Origin of the sequence: Synechococcus sp. N32 (assembly GCF_900473895.1) — a bacterium.
GTDB lineage: Bacteria > Cyanobacteriota > Cyanobacteriia > PCC-6307 > Cyanobiaceae > Parasynechococcus.
In genome coordinates this window covers 18,865-33,083 of record NZ_UCND01000012.1, presented here as the reverse complement: position 1 = coordinate 33,083, position 14,219 = coordinate 18,865, and the positions used below count along the sequence as shown (strand labels likewise).

General features: G+C 61.7%; 18 protein-coding genes and 1 pseudogene. 9 read left to right on the top strand and 10 right to left on the bottom strand.

Translation table 11 applies throughout. The features are described 5' to 3' along the window. The first annotated feature begins 7 nt into the window (after positions 1-7). Positions 8-394, top strand: coding sequence for a response regulator (locus DXY35_RS06720; protein WP_115081662.1), 387 nt, complete (start codon positions 8-10; stop codon positions 392-394). Here DXY35_RS06720 and DXY35_RS06715 read toward each other — a convergent pair. Both DXY35_RS06715 and DXY35_RS06710 read right to left on the bottom strand, forming a co-directional pair. Next, a complete protein-coding gene (locus DXY35_RS06715; protein ID WP_115081661.1) occupies positions 336-1,526 on the bottom strand; it encodes a PAS domain-containing sensor histidine kinase in 1,191 nt (396 codons plus the stop codon). The two genes, DXY35_RS06720 and DXY35_RS06715, sit on opposite strands and share 59 nt — an antisense overlap. 15 nt (positions 1,527-1,541) lie before the next feature. Beyond that, positions 1,542-1,928 (bottom strand): annotated as a pseudogene (locus tag DXY35_RS06710) (PAS domain-containing protein). 85 nt (positions 1,929-2,013) lie between these two features. Between DXY35_RS06710 and DXY35_RS06705 the strand changes: the two are divergent. Continuing rightward, positions 2,014-2,742: a response regulator transcription factor gene (locus DXY35_RS06705; RefSeq protein WP_115081660.1), complete on the top strand. Its 729-nt coding sequence runs from the start codon at positions 2,014-2,016 to the stop codon at positions 2,740-2,742. A 30-nt stretch (positions 2,743-2,772) separates the two neighbouring features. Here DXY35_RS06705 and DXY35_RS06700 read toward each other — a convergent pair whose 3' ends face one another. From DXY35_RS06700 to DXY35_RS06680, 5 genes are all read right to left on the bottom strand, one after another. Beyond that, positions 2,773-3,621, bottom strand: coding sequence for a M23 family metallopeptidase (locus DXY35_RS06700; protein WP_115081718.1), 849 nt, complete (start codon positions 3,619-3,621; stop codon positions 2,773-2,775). Positions 3,622-3,694: 73 nt separating this feature from the next. Then, on the bottom strand, positions 3,695-4,486 hold the full coding sequence (locus DXY35_RS06695) for a biotin--[acetyl-CoA-carboxylase] ligase (RefSeq protein ID WP_244272996.1): 792 nt from the start codon (positions 4,484-4,486) through the stop codon (positions 3,695-3,697). Continuing rightward, a complete protein-coding gene (locus tag DXY35_RS06690; protein ID WP_115081659.1) occupies positions 4,470-5,660 on the bottom strand; it encodes an aminotransferase class I/II-fold pyridoxal phosphate-dependent enzyme in 1,191 nt (396 codons plus the stop codon). Before DXY35_RS06690 ends, DXY35_RS06695 begins: the two co-directional genes overlap by 17 nt. Further along, positions 5,647-5,973 carry a thioredoxin gene (trxA, locus tag DXY35_RS06685; RefSeq protein WP_170950537.1) on the bottom strand — a complete coding sequence of 109 codons (327 nt, stop codon included), beginning with the start codon at positions 5,971-5,973 and terminating at the stop codon, positions 5,647-5,649. The genes DXY35_RS06690 and trxA overlap by 14 nt, the downstream gene beginning before the upstream one ends. A 56-nt stretch (positions 5,974-6,029) precedes the next feature. Beyond that, positions 6,030-6,803, bottom strand: a complete 774-nt coding sequence (locus DXY35_RS06680; protein ID WP_115081658.1) for a PspA/IM30 family protein — start codon at positions 6,801-6,803, stop codon at positions 6,030-6,032. Positions 6,804-6,867: 64 nt separating this feature from the next. Between DXY35_RS06680 and DXY35_RS06675 the strand changes: the two genes are divergently transcribed. Next, on the top strand, positions 6,868-7,389 hold the full coding sequence (locus DXY35_RS06675; protein WP_115081657.1) for a DciA family protein: 522 nt from the start codon (positions 6,868-6,870) through the stop codon (positions 7,387-7,389). Between the two features lie 11 nt (positions 7,390-7,400). Here DXY35_RS06675 and DXY35_RS06670 read toward each other — a convergent pair whose 3' ends face one another. Genes DXY35_RS06670 through DXY35_RS06660 form a run of 3 tightly spaced genes read right to left on the bottom strand, consistent with a single transcriptional unit; the run spans position 7,401 to position 11,252 of the window. Then, positions 7,401-9,230 (bottom strand): glycosyltransferase family 39 protein, encoded by a 1,830-nt coding sequence (locus DXY35_RS06670; protein WP_115081656.1) that lies wholly within the window; start codon positions 9,228-9,230, stop codon positions 7,401-7,403. Beyond that, the gene (locus DXY35_RS06665; protein WP_115081655.1) at positions 9,205-10,314 is read right to left on the bottom strand and encodes a glycosyltransferase; all 1,110 of its coding nucleotides are present in this window, start codon (positions 10,312-10,314) and stop codon (positions 9,205-9,207) included. Before DXY35_RS06665 ends, DXY35_RS06670 begins: the two co-directional genes overlap by 26 nt. After that, positions 10,311-11,252 (bottom strand): DMT family transporter, encoded by a 942-nt coding sequence (locus DXY35_RS06660; RefSeq protein ID WP_115081654.1) that lies wholly within the window; start codon positions 11,250-11,252, stop codon positions 10,311-10,313. Before DXY35_RS06660 ends, DXY35_RS06665 begins: the two co-directional genes overlap by 4 nt. A gap of 53 nt (positions 11,253-11,305) precedes the next feature. Here DXY35_RS06660 and sppA point away from each other — a divergent pair, with 53 nt between their 5' ends. The 6 genes from sppA (at position 11,306) to DXY35_RS06630 (ending at position 14,185) form a co-directional block, all read left to right on the top strand. After that, positions 11,306-12,118 carry a signal peptide peptidase SppA gene (gene sppA / locus DXY35_RS06655; RefSeq protein WP_115010417.1) on the top strand — a complete coding sequence of 271 codons (813 nt, stop codon included), beginning with the start codon at positions 11,306-11,308 and terminating at the stop codon, positions 12,116-12,118. Further along, on the top strand, positions 12,115-12,498 hold the full coding sequence (gene aroH, locus DXY35_RS06650; RefSeq protein WP_115081653.1) for a chorismate mutase: 384 nt from the start codon (positions 12,115-12,117) through the stop codon (positions 12,496-12,498). The genes sppA and aroH overlap by 4 nt, the downstream gene beginning before the upstream one ends. Positions 12,499-12,573: 75 nt before the next feature. Continuing rightward, positions 12,574-13,149: a DUF2808 domain-containing protein gene (locus DXY35_RS06645; RefSeq protein WP_115081652.1), complete on the top strand. Its 576-nt coding sequence runs from the start codon at positions 12,574-12,576 to the stop codon at positions 13,147-13,149. A gap of 46 nt (positions 13,150-13,195) precedes the next feature. Next, on the top strand, positions 13,196-13,333 hold the full coding sequence (gene rpmH, locus DXY35_RS06640) for a 50S ribosomal protein L34 (RefSeq protein WP_011363584.1): 138 nt from the start codon (positions 13,196-13,198) through the stop codon (positions 13,331-13,333). Positions 13,334-13,394: 61 nt separating this feature from the next. After that, a complete protein-coding gene (locus DXY35_RS06635; RefSeq protein ID WP_011363583.1) occupies positions 13,395-13,781 on the top strand; it encodes a ribonuclease P protein component in 387 nt (128 codons plus the stop codon). Continuing rightward, positions 13,778-14,185 (top strand): PH domain-containing protein, encoded by a 408-nt coding sequence (locus DXY35_RS06630; RefSeq protein WP_115081651.1) that lies wholly within the window; start codon positions 13,778-13,780, stop codon positions 14,183-14,185. The genes DXY35_RS06635 and DXY35_RS06630 overlap by 4 nt, the downstream gene beginning before the upstream one ends. Positions 14,186-14,219 lie beyond the last annotated feature (34 nt).

Genomic DNA, 14,219 nt, shown 5'->3' with positions numbered 1-14,219 from the left:
TGCGCTAATGGAGGAGACCCCCAAGGCTCTTCGTGTTGCAGTCGTGGAAGATGATCCGCGCATTCAGCAGCTGATCAGTGCTGAAATCACCGATGAGGGGCACGCCTGCATCTGCTTCGGGTCCGCAGAAGACTTTCTCGACGAAGCCGGCTCCGATCGTTTCGATCTGCTGCTGCTGGACTTGATGCTGCCAGGCATGGACGGCTTGGCCTGCCTGAAACAGCTGCAGCTCCAGGCCGCTTCCCAGCCTGCGTTGAGGGTGGTGATCGTGACGGCTCTCAATGACGCCGACAAGAAACACGAAGCTCTGGCGAATGGAGCGGAGGCCTACGTGCTCAAGCCGGATCTGTTCGAACAGCTGCCGCAACTGCTCCAGACGCGTTCGATGGTCTGAGCTTCAGATGCAAGCGAACGATCGTGGTGGTTCCTTGCGATGAGGGCTGCTGGTGGAGCTCCAGCATTCCTCCACACCCCCTGACCAGTTCGCGCGCTAAGGCGAGCCCCAGACCCGGGCCCTCCACCCGTTCGCCATCCCGTTCGGGCTTGCCCCGGAAAAACGGTGCAGACCAACGTTCCAGATCCTCCGAAGCCACAGGAGCGTCAAGGCTCTGACTGGCGAACTCCAGAATGCAATGGTCGCGCCCGTCACTCCCAGCAAGACTGAGCTGAATCGGCATGGATCGATTGGCGTGCTGGCAGGCGTTGTCGAGCAACTGATCCAACGCCAGCATCAAGGCCCGAGGGTCGGTTTGAACCACCAGTTCATCCCCCCGTTCGATGCCCTTCAGCTGGAGACTCGGCGCCAGCTCCCGAGAGGCCTCATACCAGCGCTGAAGCAACGGCACCAGGAGATGGTCGCCACAGCTGACCACATCCGGATCCACCTCCAGGCGTGTGAGCAGCGAGAGATGCCCGAGCAACTTCTGGATCCTCGCCATTTCCTCGCGGGCCATCGTGAGCCGGGAGCTAACGGCCTCCGGGAGAGCGCTCAGCCGAGCCATCCGTTGCAGATTCCCGCTCACGATCGCCAGGGGCGTGCGCAATTCATGGGTGAGATCGGTCATGAAGCGCTGCTGCTGAACCAACGCCCGTTCTTCGGGGCTGAGGTCGCGAAACGAAACCAGCAGAAAGGGCGACTGAATCAATTCCACAGGCCGCCAACGCAGCAGCTGCACCGGGGATTCATCCCCATGGGGGGACAGCACCTGGCAGCGGCTCTCTCCAGAGGTCAGCGGCAAAGGATGTTGGGGGTCCAGCAACTGAAGGGCTGCCTTGGCATGGGCATCCAAGGGCCTCAGCTTCAGAACATCAGCCAGGGTTTGATTCACCAGCTGAATCGGCACGCCACCAACAAAGAGGTCGGCAGAAGCTTGATTAGCCCAGTGAATTCTGCGATCCACATCGACAATCACCATCGCTTCGCTGGCCGCGTCAAAAGCGACCTGAAGCATTCCAAGGGACTGCCGCAGTTGCGCAATCAGCTCCAGATCCCTTGAGGATGACGACGATGAATCTGAGCTGTTCATGCCGAATCGCCCATCTCAGCTCGATTCCATCAACGGTCGCAGTGTTGCCGCGAACGACCAGCTGCCATCACTGTGCTTCTCCGCCACGATGAAATGTTCACTTTAAATGGCGTTCCCATCGGAGCAAAACGTTGCCAGTTTCAACGGGTGATTCAGCACCTTGGACACCTCCGTCAGTTGGAAACGGGCAAACCCAGCGTGATGGGAATCGCGGAAGCTTGGCGGCAAGATCAAACCCAGGGATTGACCAATCAAGGCAGCTTCAGACCAGCCGTAAACGGCCTTGAAACGGTCATTGATTTCCTGAACGATCCCCGAGGCATCGGCGCGAACAAAGGGGAGGTCTTCCTTCTCACGCAGTGCTCGGATTCGATCTTCCGTCCAGGCTCCTGGGGTCGACATAGCGAAGAACAGCCAATTTCAATGTAGGGACAAAATCAGTGAACGTTCTTTTGATGCCTAGAGTGGAATGAGGTTTTAAGGCCGGATGTCCCTGGAATCCCAGCCCCGTCTCCGTGTCCTTCTTGTTGACGATGAACACAAACTGACTGATCTGCTTCGACTGGAGCTTGATGTTGAGGGATACGACGTTGATGTTGCTTCTGACGGAGCCAGTGGGCTGATCCGAAGCCGTTCTGAACCCACTCCCGACCTGATCATCCTGGATTGGAACCTGCCGGACTTCAGCGGCATCGACATCTGTCAACGCATCCGAGCTGGGGGAATCACCATCCCCATCCTGATGCTCACGGGGCACGACGAGATCACCGATCGGGTCAAAGCTCTCGATGCCGGCGTTGATGATTACCTGATCAAGCCATTTTCGATCGACGAATTAATGGCGCGCCTGCGGGCCATGCACCGCCGCGCTGAAACATTCTCAGGGCCTGTAGGCGGCTCAGACGTCAACGAAATTCTCAAGGTCGCCGACCTCAGCATGAACACGCGTACCCGGGATGTGATGCGGGGAGATCGTGCGATCCGACTGTCTGTGAAGGAATACGACCTGCTGAATTTCCTGATGCGGGGTGCAGGCCGCGTGCTTGAACGCCAGGAAATCATGCACGGTGTTTGGGGAGAAAATTTTTATGGGGACGACAATCTTCTCGACGTCTATATCCGCTACCTGCGTCAAAAAGTCGAACTGGACGACGCGCCAACCCTCATCAACACCGTGCGCGGTGTTGGATTCATCCTCCGGGAACAGACGAACTGACGTCTCTGTTTCGCTCGGCGTCGCTCTGAGCTAGGGCTGATCCCGTTCAAGGCTGCGCAACACCTGGCCGAACAGGAACGAAACAGGATCGTTGTTGGCACGCATCACGGCGGAAAGATCCAGATCTCCTGGATCAACGGCCTGCCAACCGGCCCGCGATGGTGTGCGCAACTCGAAATGCAGGTGCGGCCCTGTGCTGAGACCTGTGCTGCCGACGCGGCCAATCACCTCTCCCTGGCGCACCGGCTGACCGGGTCGCACATAGATCTCCGAGAGATGGCCATAGAGCGTGCGGCGCAATGGCTCGGCGTGTTCCAGTTCGATGGCGACGCCATACCCACCGGCAAGACCACTGCTTAAGACCTGCCCCGAAAGAGCAGCCACCACCGGCGTGCCCTCCGGTGCTGCAAAGTCTCGCCCGGCATGCATCAGCCAGCTCCCCAGGATCGGATGCAGACGCCAACCAAACCCACTGCTCTTAAAAGCGTCTCCAGCCACCGGAAAAAGCAGTTGACTGTCTCCATTGCCAGGAGTTGGCAGCGGACGGGGCGTGACCGCAAAGACGGATTCCAGCCGAAAGGTGCCGCCATCGCGGGCGAGAAGCGCTGACACGGGACCACGCAACGGTTGGCGAGAGGGGATCAAGCGAACCCGTGCTGAGGCCGGTGCCCCCGGCGGACGCCTGGCCACCCCGGAAGCACAGTCCTGCCTGGACAGAGCACCGGTGCGACAGGCCTCTTCAAAACGGCTTCGTTCGATGGGAACCGCCGCGCCACCGCCCCGGAGCAGCTTGCGCTCTTGGGACGTGATCACCCGTTGGCGAACCAGACCATCGAGCGACTGATCAAAACCCTGCGCAGCCGCGGCTGGAACCAACATCCAGATCAGCGCGAACCAAGCCAGCAACGGACAAGACGGCTGTGCTCAGGAATCCTATGGATGGGGCACCAACTCAGGGCCAGCGGCGCCAGGTTTCATTCCTTGAACCCTGACGCAACCGCAGCCCTCCATCGCGTTCAAGGCCAGCAATCCGCCAGATCTGACCGTCTTGAGGATGGACGAGCTGATCAGACCAGAGCCTGGCCTGAACGCCATCGAGGCACCAGGCCCCATCGCCTCCAAGGCCGTGACAGTGATCGAAGGCCAGCAAAACCTCTGCCGTCCACCGGATCGGATCCGCAGCCTGCTGCCCTTCAAGCCTTCTCAGGGCAATGGCATGGCCAGGAACTGCATTCCGCACATTCAGGCCCAGGCCGATCCGCAGCAAACGCAGCTGGGAGCCCCGCTGCACCACCCCTGGCAGAAGGCCCGCCAATTTGCGGCCGTTCACGAGCAGGTCGTTGGGCCATTTGATCTGAACCGAAAGGCCCCGCTGCTCAAGCCGTTGCACCACCGACAGGGCCAGCGCCAAGCCAAGCAAGCCGGCCTGTCCGGACCCTTGGCTCCGCCAAGGCAAGGCAGCACTGATCCAGACACCACCTGGCGGAGAAACCCAGGCGCGCCCCCATTGACCGACTCCCCGGCGCTGGTGGGTGGCAATGACGGCGCGAGGTCCCATCAATGAAGGCTGATCGCGCAACCAGGTCCCCAGCAGCTCTTCCGTGCTGCTGCACACAGGCACATGACGGATGGACCAGTGGCGTGCCGAAGCACCAGCGAGGCGGCGATACGTCGCCATCAACCGGCCACCACCGAAGTGTGGGAATCGATGTTGCGGCATGCGTGGATCAGTCATCCATCGCATCCGCGAGACGCGATGCAGCGTCCACCAACTCATTCACTGGCCGCACAAGCGCCATTCGCAGCCACTTGCGACCGCCGCCACCAAACCCAGACCCAGGGGTCAAGGCGACACCACTGCGCTGAAGCAGTTCCCTCGCGGCATCTTCATCACTCCAGCCCCGACGATGGGCCGAATCAGGCAAGGGGAACCAGAGGTACATCGCCATCTCTGGACAGGGGACCGACCAACCGCGTGCCCTGAGGGTCTCGACCACACGATCCCGTCGTTCGCGATAAGTCGGATGCAGTTGCCGCGGCCAATCGGGGAAGCGTTGCAAGGCCTGAATCGCACCCTGCTGCAGAGCCAAGCTCTGGTTGAAATCGATGACGGCCTTGGCGCGACGCAGGGCGGCAATCAGCGGTGCCGCACCAACCGCAAAACCGAGTCTGAATCCCCCAAGGCACCAGCCCTTCGAAAGGGAGAAAAATTCAATGCCGCACTCCCTCCAGTTCGGAGCCTGCAACAGCGAGGGAGGCTCTCCATCCAGGGCGAGATCCACATAGGGATTGTCGTGAGCGATCACCACGTCATGCCGAGCTGCGGTCGCCGTGATGCGATTGAGATCCTCCTGATCCCCCACTCGGGCTGAAGGGTTGTGGGGATACCCCAAAACGAACAACTTCAGTTGCTGCCAAAGCTGGGGGCTGATGGTCGTCAGATCCGGCCGCCAGTCGTTTTCAGGGGAAAGGGCCAGGGCCTTGGTCTGGGCTCCCGCCAGGTGCAATCCACCGGTATGGGACGGATAACAGGGGTCCAGATGCAGGGCGGCGTCACCCGGATCAAGCACCGCCAGCGGCAGATGGGCGGTGCCTTCCTGGGATCCCACCAACAACTGGACCTGATGATCAGGATCCACGGCAACGTCGAAGCGATGCCGACACCAGTCCGCGACGGCGGCATGAAAAGGCCTCAGTCCGGCTTGAAGGCAATAGGAGCCGCTGTTGGGCTCCATGACCGCTGAGGCCATGGAGTCCAACAACGCCGTGGGAGGCCGAAGATCAGAGGATCCGATGGAGAGATCCACCAGATCCGGACGGACCGCAGAAGACGCCTCGAGCCGATAAGCCTGTTTGGCGGCATCAACACGGGCAAAAACAGCGCTGCCCAGTGAGGCAAGCCGCTTAGAGGTTGGCATCCAGGAAGGACTGCAACTGCGGTTTGGCGATGGCACCTTCATGCCGCGCCACCACTTCACCGTTGCGGAAGAGGATCAGTGTGGGGATGCCCTGAACCTGGTAAGCGTCACGGGTCTGAGGATTGGAATCCACCTCGAGCTTGCCGACGCTGACGCGATCGCCGTAGTCGCTCGCCACCCAATCCATCAACGGTGCGATCAGTCGGCAGGGGCCGCACCAGGCAGCCCAGAAATCGACGAGGACCGTGCCGGAAGCCTTGAGAACTTCACGTTCAAAACCAGCGTCGGTGAAATCGGCAACAGCTCCAGCCAAAGCACTCAAATGACTGAACTGATCCTATGGAAAGCCGGACGACTTTCCTGGGTTGATCAGAGCTTGTCGATGGATCGTTTCAAGTCTTCGAGTTCGGCATCCACCTCTTCCACCTGCACGGGCTTCACGGCCTCGGAGGTCTCAGACGCGGGAAGAGCAACGGCTTCCGGGCCTCCCTTCAGCTGAGCGCGCAACGCCTCGAGATCATCATCAACACCGCCACCGCTTTCCAAAGCCGCGAACTGACTCTCCAGATCAGATCCAGCCAGCTCAGCCGCAGCCTGGCCGGTGGCCTCTAAGGCCTCCACCTTTTCCTCCATCCGCTCGAAGGCCGCCATGGCGGAATCAGTGCCGATGCTGCCTACGGCACTTTGCAACTGCTGCTGGGCCTTGGCCGCCTGGGCCCTGGCCTTGAGCATGTCTTTCTTGGTCTTGGCCTCTGCGATCTTTCCTTCGAGGGCAACCAGACTCTTCTTGAGCGATTCCACCTGGCCGTCTTGGGCCTGCACCTGGGCCGTCAGCGAGGTTGCTGTCTCCTGGAACGTCTTGCGGCGGGTCAATGCTTCCCGAGCCAGGGATTCCTCACCCTTTTTCAACGCCAGCTCAGCACGCTCATACCAGGTCTTGGATTGAGCTGCAGCCTGCTCAGCCTGGCTGGTGAGCCGCTTCTGACTCGCGATCGCCAGGGCGACGGCCTGCCGCAACTTGACCAGATCCGCCTGCATGTCAGCGACGGATTGATCGAGGATCTTGACCGGGTCCTCCATGCTGCTGACGGCAGCGTTGGCGTTGGCACGAACCAGCCTGCTCAGCCGATCAAAGAAACCCATGGCTTGGCCTCAGACGCGCTGAGATTAGCGAGGTTCCTGCAGCAGTTCTGCCTAGGATCGATTTATGGCGGTTGCACCTGAATCTCAACGGCGTCGCCTTCCGGGCCTGGAGCTGCTGCAGGCAGCTGATCCAGCACCGGCGGAACCCTTAAAAACCTGCCTTGGCGCACTTCAGAGGGAGTGGCGCAAGGACGACCATCTAGCAGCGCTCTGGCAGGACTGGCCGAGAGTTGCGGGAGCGCAATTGGCACCGCACTGCCGCCCCCTATCGCTGCAACGCGGGGTGCTGACCGTGGGAGCCAGCCATCCCCAATGGCGCCAGGCTCTCCTTTACAACAAGCCCCAACTGATCAGCGCCCTGCACCAAGCCGGCCACGCGGTGCGTGATCTGCGCATTCAGCAACACCACTCCCTCCAATCCCCAGTGCTGGAGAGCGAAGCCAGCATTTGGGCCAAGCACCCGAGCCGCACCGATGTGCATGGCATGGGGACATGCCCGGACTGCGGCCGACCAGCGCCCAACGGAGAAATCAAGCTCTGGGGGCACTGCGGCTTTTGCCATCGCCAGACCCTGTCAGCCTCTTAAGGCTCCACAACTCAATACCGCTCTGGGCGCGGCTCCTGCCAGTCGGCATCGACGCCATCGGCCTTCAGGGTTTGTGCCCGTCGCTCAAGGCGACTGCGGTCCAGGCGCCACACGTCGTAGATCCCGATCTGTCCCAGCAGCTCAGGCTGCAGGTCGCTCCAATGATCCCGTTCTGCCGTGCCGCGATCGATCAGCACCAGCACGGTTCTGGATGCAGCTGGGCTCCCGAGGGGATATCCACTCCAGCCGCGTCGCTGTTCGTGGGCCAGGCGATCCGCAATGTTGACCAACGCCCCATCGGATTGACCTTCGTAAAGGATCACCTGACCTGTGTAGAAGTGCAGCGAAGGCTTCATGGCGCCAACCATGACCAAGGGCTCTCCACTGCGCTGCTGCGACAACATCAGTGAGGCCGCATCACGCACCGGTTGCTGACGCAGACGATCGGCGAGTTCGGCGATGGGAACCAGAGCCGTGAGATGAAATCCGAGCAGACAGCCCTGCATGGCCAGCAAGGCCTGAGCGGCAGCATGATGCTGAAGCAACAGACCAGCTCCAAGCACGGCTGCAGCGCTGAACCAGATCGCAGCCCACTTCAACAAACCGCTGGCGAGCAAATCCACCGAAAGCGTCGGCATCTCCGGATCCTCGATCAAGGGAACCCAGAGCGATCCCAACCAGAACCCAGCGGCCAGGATGGCGATCAAGGCCAGGGAAGTTCCCCAAGCCATCCGTTGCCAGCGCGATGAGCCCACCGTGGCTTGGGCCACCAACAGGGCCGCCGCGGGAGTGGCGGGCAACCAATAGCTGGGGAGCTTGGTGGCTGCGGTGGTGAACAGAAGCAGCACCGCCAACAGCCAGCACGCTGCGAATTGATGCAACGAATGCTCCGGAGCGATCCGCGATCGGGGCACCCGCGCTAGCCCAATCAGCAGGTAGGGCGTGAAGGGCAGGGCAGCCACGAGCATTACCGGGCCGAAAAACCACCAGGGCTGCAGGTGGTCGTTCACCACGGAGGTGAAGCGTTGAAGGTTGTGGTAGCCGAAAAAGCTGTCCCAGAAGGGCTGTCCTTCCACCAGCAACTCCAGGACGTACCAGGGAAGGCTGATCAGAGCGGTGAGCAGCAACCCGGGCAGCGGACGCAGCCGCCGCCAGGGTTGAACGAGATCCCGTCGCAACGCTCCGAACATCAGCAGAGCGAGACCAGTCAGCACCACCGCAACAGGCCCCTTGGCCAGCACGGCGAATCCGAGGATCACCCAGGCTGGCCACCAGGCCACCTCTTGGGGGGCGGCAAAACGCCTCCACTGCAGCAACAGGCTGAGACCCAGCAGGCCACACAGCAGGGCATCACTCACCGCGGTGCGGCTCCAGACGAGCACCAGCGGCGAGAAGGCAAAAGCCAGTGGTGCGATCAGTGCCGTCAAACGCGGCCGGGCATCGCCGAGGAACGGCCAGCGCAGCACCGTATCGGCGAGGCCAAGCATCAGCCCGAGCGTGGCCAGGGCGGAAGGAAGCCGTGCCGCCCAACTGCCGAGAGGATCCCAAACCTCGCGTCCGGGCCAGGCATAACCGAACCCCATCAGCCAGTACACCAGAGGCGGTTTGTCGTAACGGGGCAAGCCGTTCACCCGAGGCGTCAGCCAGTCGCCGGTGTCAGCCATGGCCCGTCCGGCTGCGGCAAACAACGGCGGAGTCTCATCCACAACGCCGGTGGATCCCAGGCGCCAAAACGTGATGACGAGTCCCAGGGTCAGCACAAGTGCCAGAACCTGGCGTCGCTGGCGTCCTGAAACATTGACCGACAAGGGACCCTCAGCTCCTGCGGTTGATGCTGACATCCGCCGTGAGTCCTGTTCGAACCCACGATTCAACACGCTGACTGAAGACCTCACAGGAGGCATGTTCTTCAGCCCAGCTGCGGCAGAGGGAGCGCTCGATGCTGTCGACGCGCCGAAGAGCCTCCGTGAGGGCAGCGACATCGTCGGGCGGCACCAACCAGCCTGTGCGACCGGACCAGATCAGCTCCCCCGGTCCACCACGGTCATAGGCGACGACCGGAACACCACAAGCCAGGGCTTCAACCACAACATTGCCGTAGGCCTCATTCCATTTCGGTGTGTTGATCAGAGCGCGGCAGTGGCCCATCTCCTGCTGCAGCTCCTGGGTCGATCGAAATCCACGCCAGTCGATCGTGTCCTTGGGAACACTCGACTCCACCTGCCGCGCATAGGCGTCGTCCTCACGCAGCCCCCAAACCAGAAGCTGTTCACCCAGGGCCGCAGCGGCAGCAGCAGCATCCTCCAGCCCCTTTTCCGGAGCGATGCGGCCTGCCCAACCCAGGGGGCCATTGGTCTGCCCTTGGAAGGTGTAGTTGCTGAGATCAAATCCGTTGCCCACAACACTGGGCGGAGAAGGCAGCCGGAAATCAGCGGCCTGGCGGTGGGTGTGAAAAGCAAGGCGACGGGAATCCCAGGCGGCGACGGCTTCGATCACATCGCGCATCACCGCAGCCACATCCCCCATGCTCACGAGATGAAAGAGCCTGGCGCTGACCCGTTGCGTCAGCCACAGCGGCAGCCAGTCGTAGCCACCGTTGATCACGGCGTCAGCGGACTGACCCACATCGAGCGCGGCTTCCCAGAGAGCCGGCAGGAGACCGTTGCGGGGAATTTCGACCGGCGCATGCTCGGCGGCGTGCTGCCAGCTGGGCTGGTTCACACCCTCCACCTCCAGCAACTCAACTCCGCCGCAGTCGGCGGGGAGCGTGGAGCCCTTGGCGGCCACAACCGTGACCCTGTGGCCACGCCGCACCAACCCCTGCACCAAGGATCGGAGGGTGAGCTCCACACCTCCACCCTCGCCACTGCCGAGGGCCCCGATGGGCGTGTTGACGATGACGAGGTGAAGCGGCGACACCGTCATGAGGAGGGGTCCGCAAGCGGCAGTGGCTCCCAAAACCGGCGACGTTGACTCACAAAGATCACCGACACGAGCACCATCACAACACCGATCCACTGGAGCAGATCAAGGCGCTCTCCCAGCAACCACCCACCGGTGGCCAAGGCAAACACAGGGGTAAGAAATCCGAGGCTGCTGAAACTGGTGAGATCGCGCTGATTGGCGAACCAGAAGAACAATCCATAGGCCAGGGCGCTTCCGAGCAAACTTGCGTACCCCATGCGCGCCCAGTCCGTTGCCGTCCAGGCCAAGCCGGCATCCGTGCGCTGCAGGGCATGAACCCCGAGCAAGGGAAGTCCCCCCAGCACCATGTGCCAGGCCGTGACGCTGACCGGATCGCTGTGGCGTGAGGCAAAGCGGATCAACACCGTCCCAGCTGCCATGGCGACGGCCGCCAACAACATCCAGCCCTCACCGGGCTGAAACAACTGCTGCACCACCGGCGGGTCAGCCAGCAACCACCAATGTCCCAACAGCTCAGCAGGCAGGCCGATGCAGACGATTCCAGCCAAACCGATGGCCAGCCCCATCCAGCCGATGGGATTGATCGACTCCATGAACAAGGCGCGTGCCATGAGGGCCACCAACAGAGGTTGGCAATCAATCAGGACGGAACCGAGACCCGCGCCTGTGCCCTCCAACCCACGCGCCAACAGGCCTTGAAACAAGGTGGCATCCACCAGCGTGAACAGGAGGAACCAAGGCCGATCACGGGAATCGATCGCCAGGCCTCGGCCGGTGCACTGCCCCCAGAGCAGAAGAGCCAAACCAGCGGGCACAAGGCGCAAGCCAGCAACCAGCCAAGGCCCTGCGCTGGCGAGCAATGGCGCCATGGCGGTCATCGCCGTTCCCCAGAGCGCGAAGGGCAGCACCATCAGAAACCAGAGTCGCAACGACGGCATGGAAGGGCGCTTGAGTGCTCTTTTTAAGATCTGGAGCGATGCAGATGCGCAACATGATCTGGCCCTGGCGGCGAAAATCCCGACGACGGATGGCGCGCATCGTTGTTGATGGCCCCATCACCGGTGCCACGCGGAAGCGGGTGCTCAAGGCGCTGCGGGAGGTGAAGCAAAGGGAATTTCCAGCACTGCTGCTGCGCATTGACAGCCCCGGCGGCACGGTTGGAGACAGCCAGGAAATTCATGCAGCCCTGCTGCGGCTCCGGGAACAGGGCTGTCGCGTGGTGGCCAGCTTCGGCAACATCTCCGCCTCCGGCGGCGTCTACATCGGTGTGGCTGCGGAAAAAATCGTCGCCAATCCCGGCACGATCACCGGTTCCATCGGGGTGATCCTGCGGGGCAACGACCTCTCGCGGGTGTTCGAAAAGATCGGGATTCGCTTCGACACGGTGAAGAGCGGCCCGTTCAAGGACATCCTTTCCCCGGATCGTCCGCTGAGCGATGCCGAACGTGCCTTGCTTCAGGAGCTGATCGATAGCAGCTATGGCCAGTTCGTTGGTGTTGTGGCGCAGGGGCGAAACCTTGAGCTGGAAACGGTGAAGCGCTTCGCCGATGGACGGGTGTTCAGCGGAGAACAGGCACAGGCGCTGGGCTTGGTGGATGAACTCGGCGACGAAGACCATGCCCGTCGCCTCGCGGCGCAGCTGGCCGATCTCGACGCAGACGACATTCGCCCCGTCACCCTGGGCAAGCAACGCCGCAAGCTCAGTGGCTTGCTGCCTGGGTCCCAGCTCCTGCATCAACTGCAGCAGCGACTCTCGATTGAATTGATGGGGAGCGGTCAGGTGCTTTGGCTGTACCGCCCATGACCAGCTCACCCCTTGTTCTGAGAGGCCTGCGCGGGGCCACCACCTGCACGGAGAACAGCACAGAGGCCATCCATGCGGCGGTCAGCGCCCTGATGGACGCCCTTGTCGATCGCAATGGTCTGACCCCCGACCAGCTGGTGTCGGTGACCTTCTCGGTCACCGCCGATCTCGACGCCTGTTTCCCGGCGGCCATTGCACGACGGCGGCCCGGCTGGGACACCGTGGCCCTGCTGGACTGTCAGCAAATGGCTGTTCAAGGCGACCTCCCACGCTGCATCCGTGTTCTGGCCCACGCCTGGATCCCACAGGTCCAGCAACCCGTGCATCCCTATCAGGGCGACGCGCAGCGGCTCCGTCCAGACAGATCTGGTCACAACTGACAGATCAGCCTCCGACCCCTGAGATCACCGCCCACTGGTTGGACTCAGGAGAATCCCATCATCAAGATTCTTCCCATGGCCCGTTCCACCATCAGACGCTTACTTGCTGGAGCCGGCACTGCTGCAGCTCTGTTGATGGGCTCAGCACTCACCGGAACTCCCGAGCAGATCGCCCACGCCCAGGGCACACCGGGGCTGATGGAATTCCGCTGGGACAACGACCGCGACTACCGGAAGCTGTACTACTACCAAACCTCCAGCATCGAAAACGACCGCTCGGAGTGGTATCTCACCCTGCGCGAAAAGGACCGCAAGACCGCGATTCTCAAACTGACCGTCACCGTTCCGGACTACTTCGACTCCAAGCTAAAGCCCCACCGCATGCGCATTTGCCGCACCAGCGTTGGCAGCATGATGAGCCGAAGCAAGTGTCTCGAAGAGATCCCGGCAGTGATCGAGGTCAACAAAGACCAAACAGAAATCGTGGTCTTCCCCGACACGCCGCTGCCTTCAGACGGGGACTACTCCCTTCACATCAAGCTGTTCAACCCCCAGGGGAAGCGCATGTATCAGTTCAACGCTCTGGTGCAGGCCCCCGGCGATGTGCCGATGTCCGGCTACCGCGGCAGCTGGCTGATCGATGTGGACTGACTGATAAAATCCCAGATTCAGATCGGCCGGTAGCCAGGAGACGTCCATGACCAAGCGCACCCTCGGGGGAACAAACCGCAAGAGGAAGCGCGTCTCGGGTTTCCGTGTACGGATGCGCTCCCACACCGGCCGTCGTGTGATCCGCACGCGCCGCAAGCGCGGCCGCGCCCGCCTCGCCGCTTGATGGTGTGGGGTGAATTCAGAGGATTCACCCCAGCCTCGGCATCCCCAAACAGGATTGGTTGATGGTCCTTCCCGCCTCCATGCGATTGCGCGGGCATCGATGCTTCAACCGTTTGCACCGGTCCTCCAAGCGCCAACACGGAACCTTGATGGTTCTGCGAGTCGCTGCAGGTGATTCCAACTTGCTTCGCCGGGAGTTGCGGGGCATCCAGGAAAGAACCTGCCGCTGCGCCTTGGTGATCAGCAACAAAGTGAGCAAGCGTTCCGTCAAGCGGAACCGGCTCAGGCGGCTTCTGCATGACCACCTGCGTCGACGTTTTGAACAACGAAACGATCTGGCGGGCCGATGGTTGCTGATCAGCCTTCGCCCGGAAGCCGCAGAAGCCGAACCCACACAGTTGCTCGAAGAATGCGACAGTCTTCTGAGAAGCGCCGGACTGGATCCATGACCAGCATTCAGGAAGATGTCCATTACGACGGTGGACCAGCACGCGGGGATCTGATCTTCAACATCCTGCTTGGCTTCACGCTGATCGGTCTTCCCTTCACCATCGGAGCCGTTGTTCGGGCCCTTTGGTTGCGCTTCCGCATCACCAGTCGCCGCATCTCGGTGACGGGGGGCTGGATGGGCAAAGACAAAACCCAGGTGGTGTATTCACAGATCAGCGAAGTGCGCACCGTGCCCCGGGGCTTCGGTGCCTGGGGAGACATGGTGTTGGTGCTCAAGGACGGCGCCAGGCTCGAACTGCGCTCGATGCCCCGATTCCGGGAAGTTGAGGCCTACATCCTCGAAAGCATCAGCAGCCGTGCAACCAAAGCCCAAGAGAAAACCACTGAAGGTTTCGCCGCCTAGGTGCAGCTGTTCATGCACACTGGCCTCACAACGT

Excerpts from the sequence above, each read along its gene's own strand:
- DXY35_RS06670 (WP_115081656.1), bottom strand. The coding sequence starts at position 9,230 with ATGTCAGCATCAACCGCAGGAGCTGAGGGTCCCTTGTCGGTCAATGTT.
- DXY35_RS06700 (WP_115081718.1), bottom strand. The coding sequence starts at position 3,621 with ATGTTGGTTCCAGCCGCGGCTGCGCAGGGTTTTGATCAGTCGCTCGAT.
- DXY35_RS06705 (WP_115081660.1), top strand. The coding sequence starts at position 2,014 with ATGTCCCTGGAATCCCAGCCCCGTCTCCGTGTCCTTCTTGTTGACGAT.
- rpmH (WP_011363584.1), top strand. The coding sequence starts at position 13,196 with ATGACCAAGCGCACCCTCGGGGGAACAAACCGCAAGAGGAAGCGCGTC.
- DXY35_RS06675 (WP_115081657.1), top strand. The coding sequence starts at position 6,868 with ATGGCGGTTGCACCTGAATCTCAACGGCGTCGCCTTCCGGGCCTGGAG.
- DXY35_RS06715 (WP_115081661.1), bottom strand. The coding sequence starts at position 1,526 with ATGAACAGCTCAGATTCATCGTCGTCATCCTCAAGGGATCTGGAGCTG.
- DXY35_RS06690 (WP_115081659.1), bottom strand. The coding sequence starts at position 5,660 with ATGCCAACCTCTAAGCGGCTTGCCTCACTGGGCAGCGCTGTTTTTGCC.
- DXY35_RS06660 (WP_115081654.1), bottom strand. The coding sequence starts at position 11,252 with ATGCCGTCGTTGCGACTCTGGTTTCTGATGGTGCTGCCCTTCGCGCTC.
- DXY35_RS06635 (WP_011363583.1), top strand. The coding sequence starts at position 13,395 with ATGGTCCTTCCCGCCTCCATGCGATTGCGCGGGCATCGATGCTTCAAC.
- DXY35_RS06645 (WP_115081652.1), top strand. The coding sequence starts at position 12,574 with ATGGCCCGTTCCACCATCAGACGCTTACTTGCTGGAGCCGGCACTGCT.
- aroH (WP_115081653.1), top strand. The coding sequence starts at position 12,115 with ATGACCAGCTCACCCCTTGTTCTGAGAGGCCTGCGCGGGGCCACCACC.
- DXY35_RS06665 (WP_115081655.1), bottom strand. The coding sequence starts at position 10,314 with ATGACGGTGTCGCCGCTTCACCTCGTCATCGTCAACACGCCCATCGGG.
- DXY35_RS06720 (WP_115081662.1), top strand. The coding sequence starts at position 8 with ATGGAGGAGACCCCCAAGGCTCTTCGTGTTGCAGTCGTGGAAGATGAT.
- DXY35_RS06630 (WP_115081651.1), top strand. The coding sequence starts at position 13,778 with ATGACCAGCATTCAGGAAGATGTCCATTACGACGGTGGACCAGCACGC.
- DXY35_RS06680 (WP_115081658.1), bottom strand. The coding sequence starts at position 6,803 with ATGGGTTTCTTTGATCGGCTGAGCAGGCTGGTTCGTGCCAACGCCAAC.
- DXY35_RS06695 (WP_244272996.1), bottom strand. The coding sequence starts at position 4,486 with ATGCGATGGATGACTGATCCACGCATGCCGCAACATCGATTCCCACAC.
- sppA (WP_115010417.1), top strand. The coding sequence starts at position 11,306 with ATGATCTGGCCCTGGCGGCGAAAATCCCGACGACGGATGGCGCGCATC.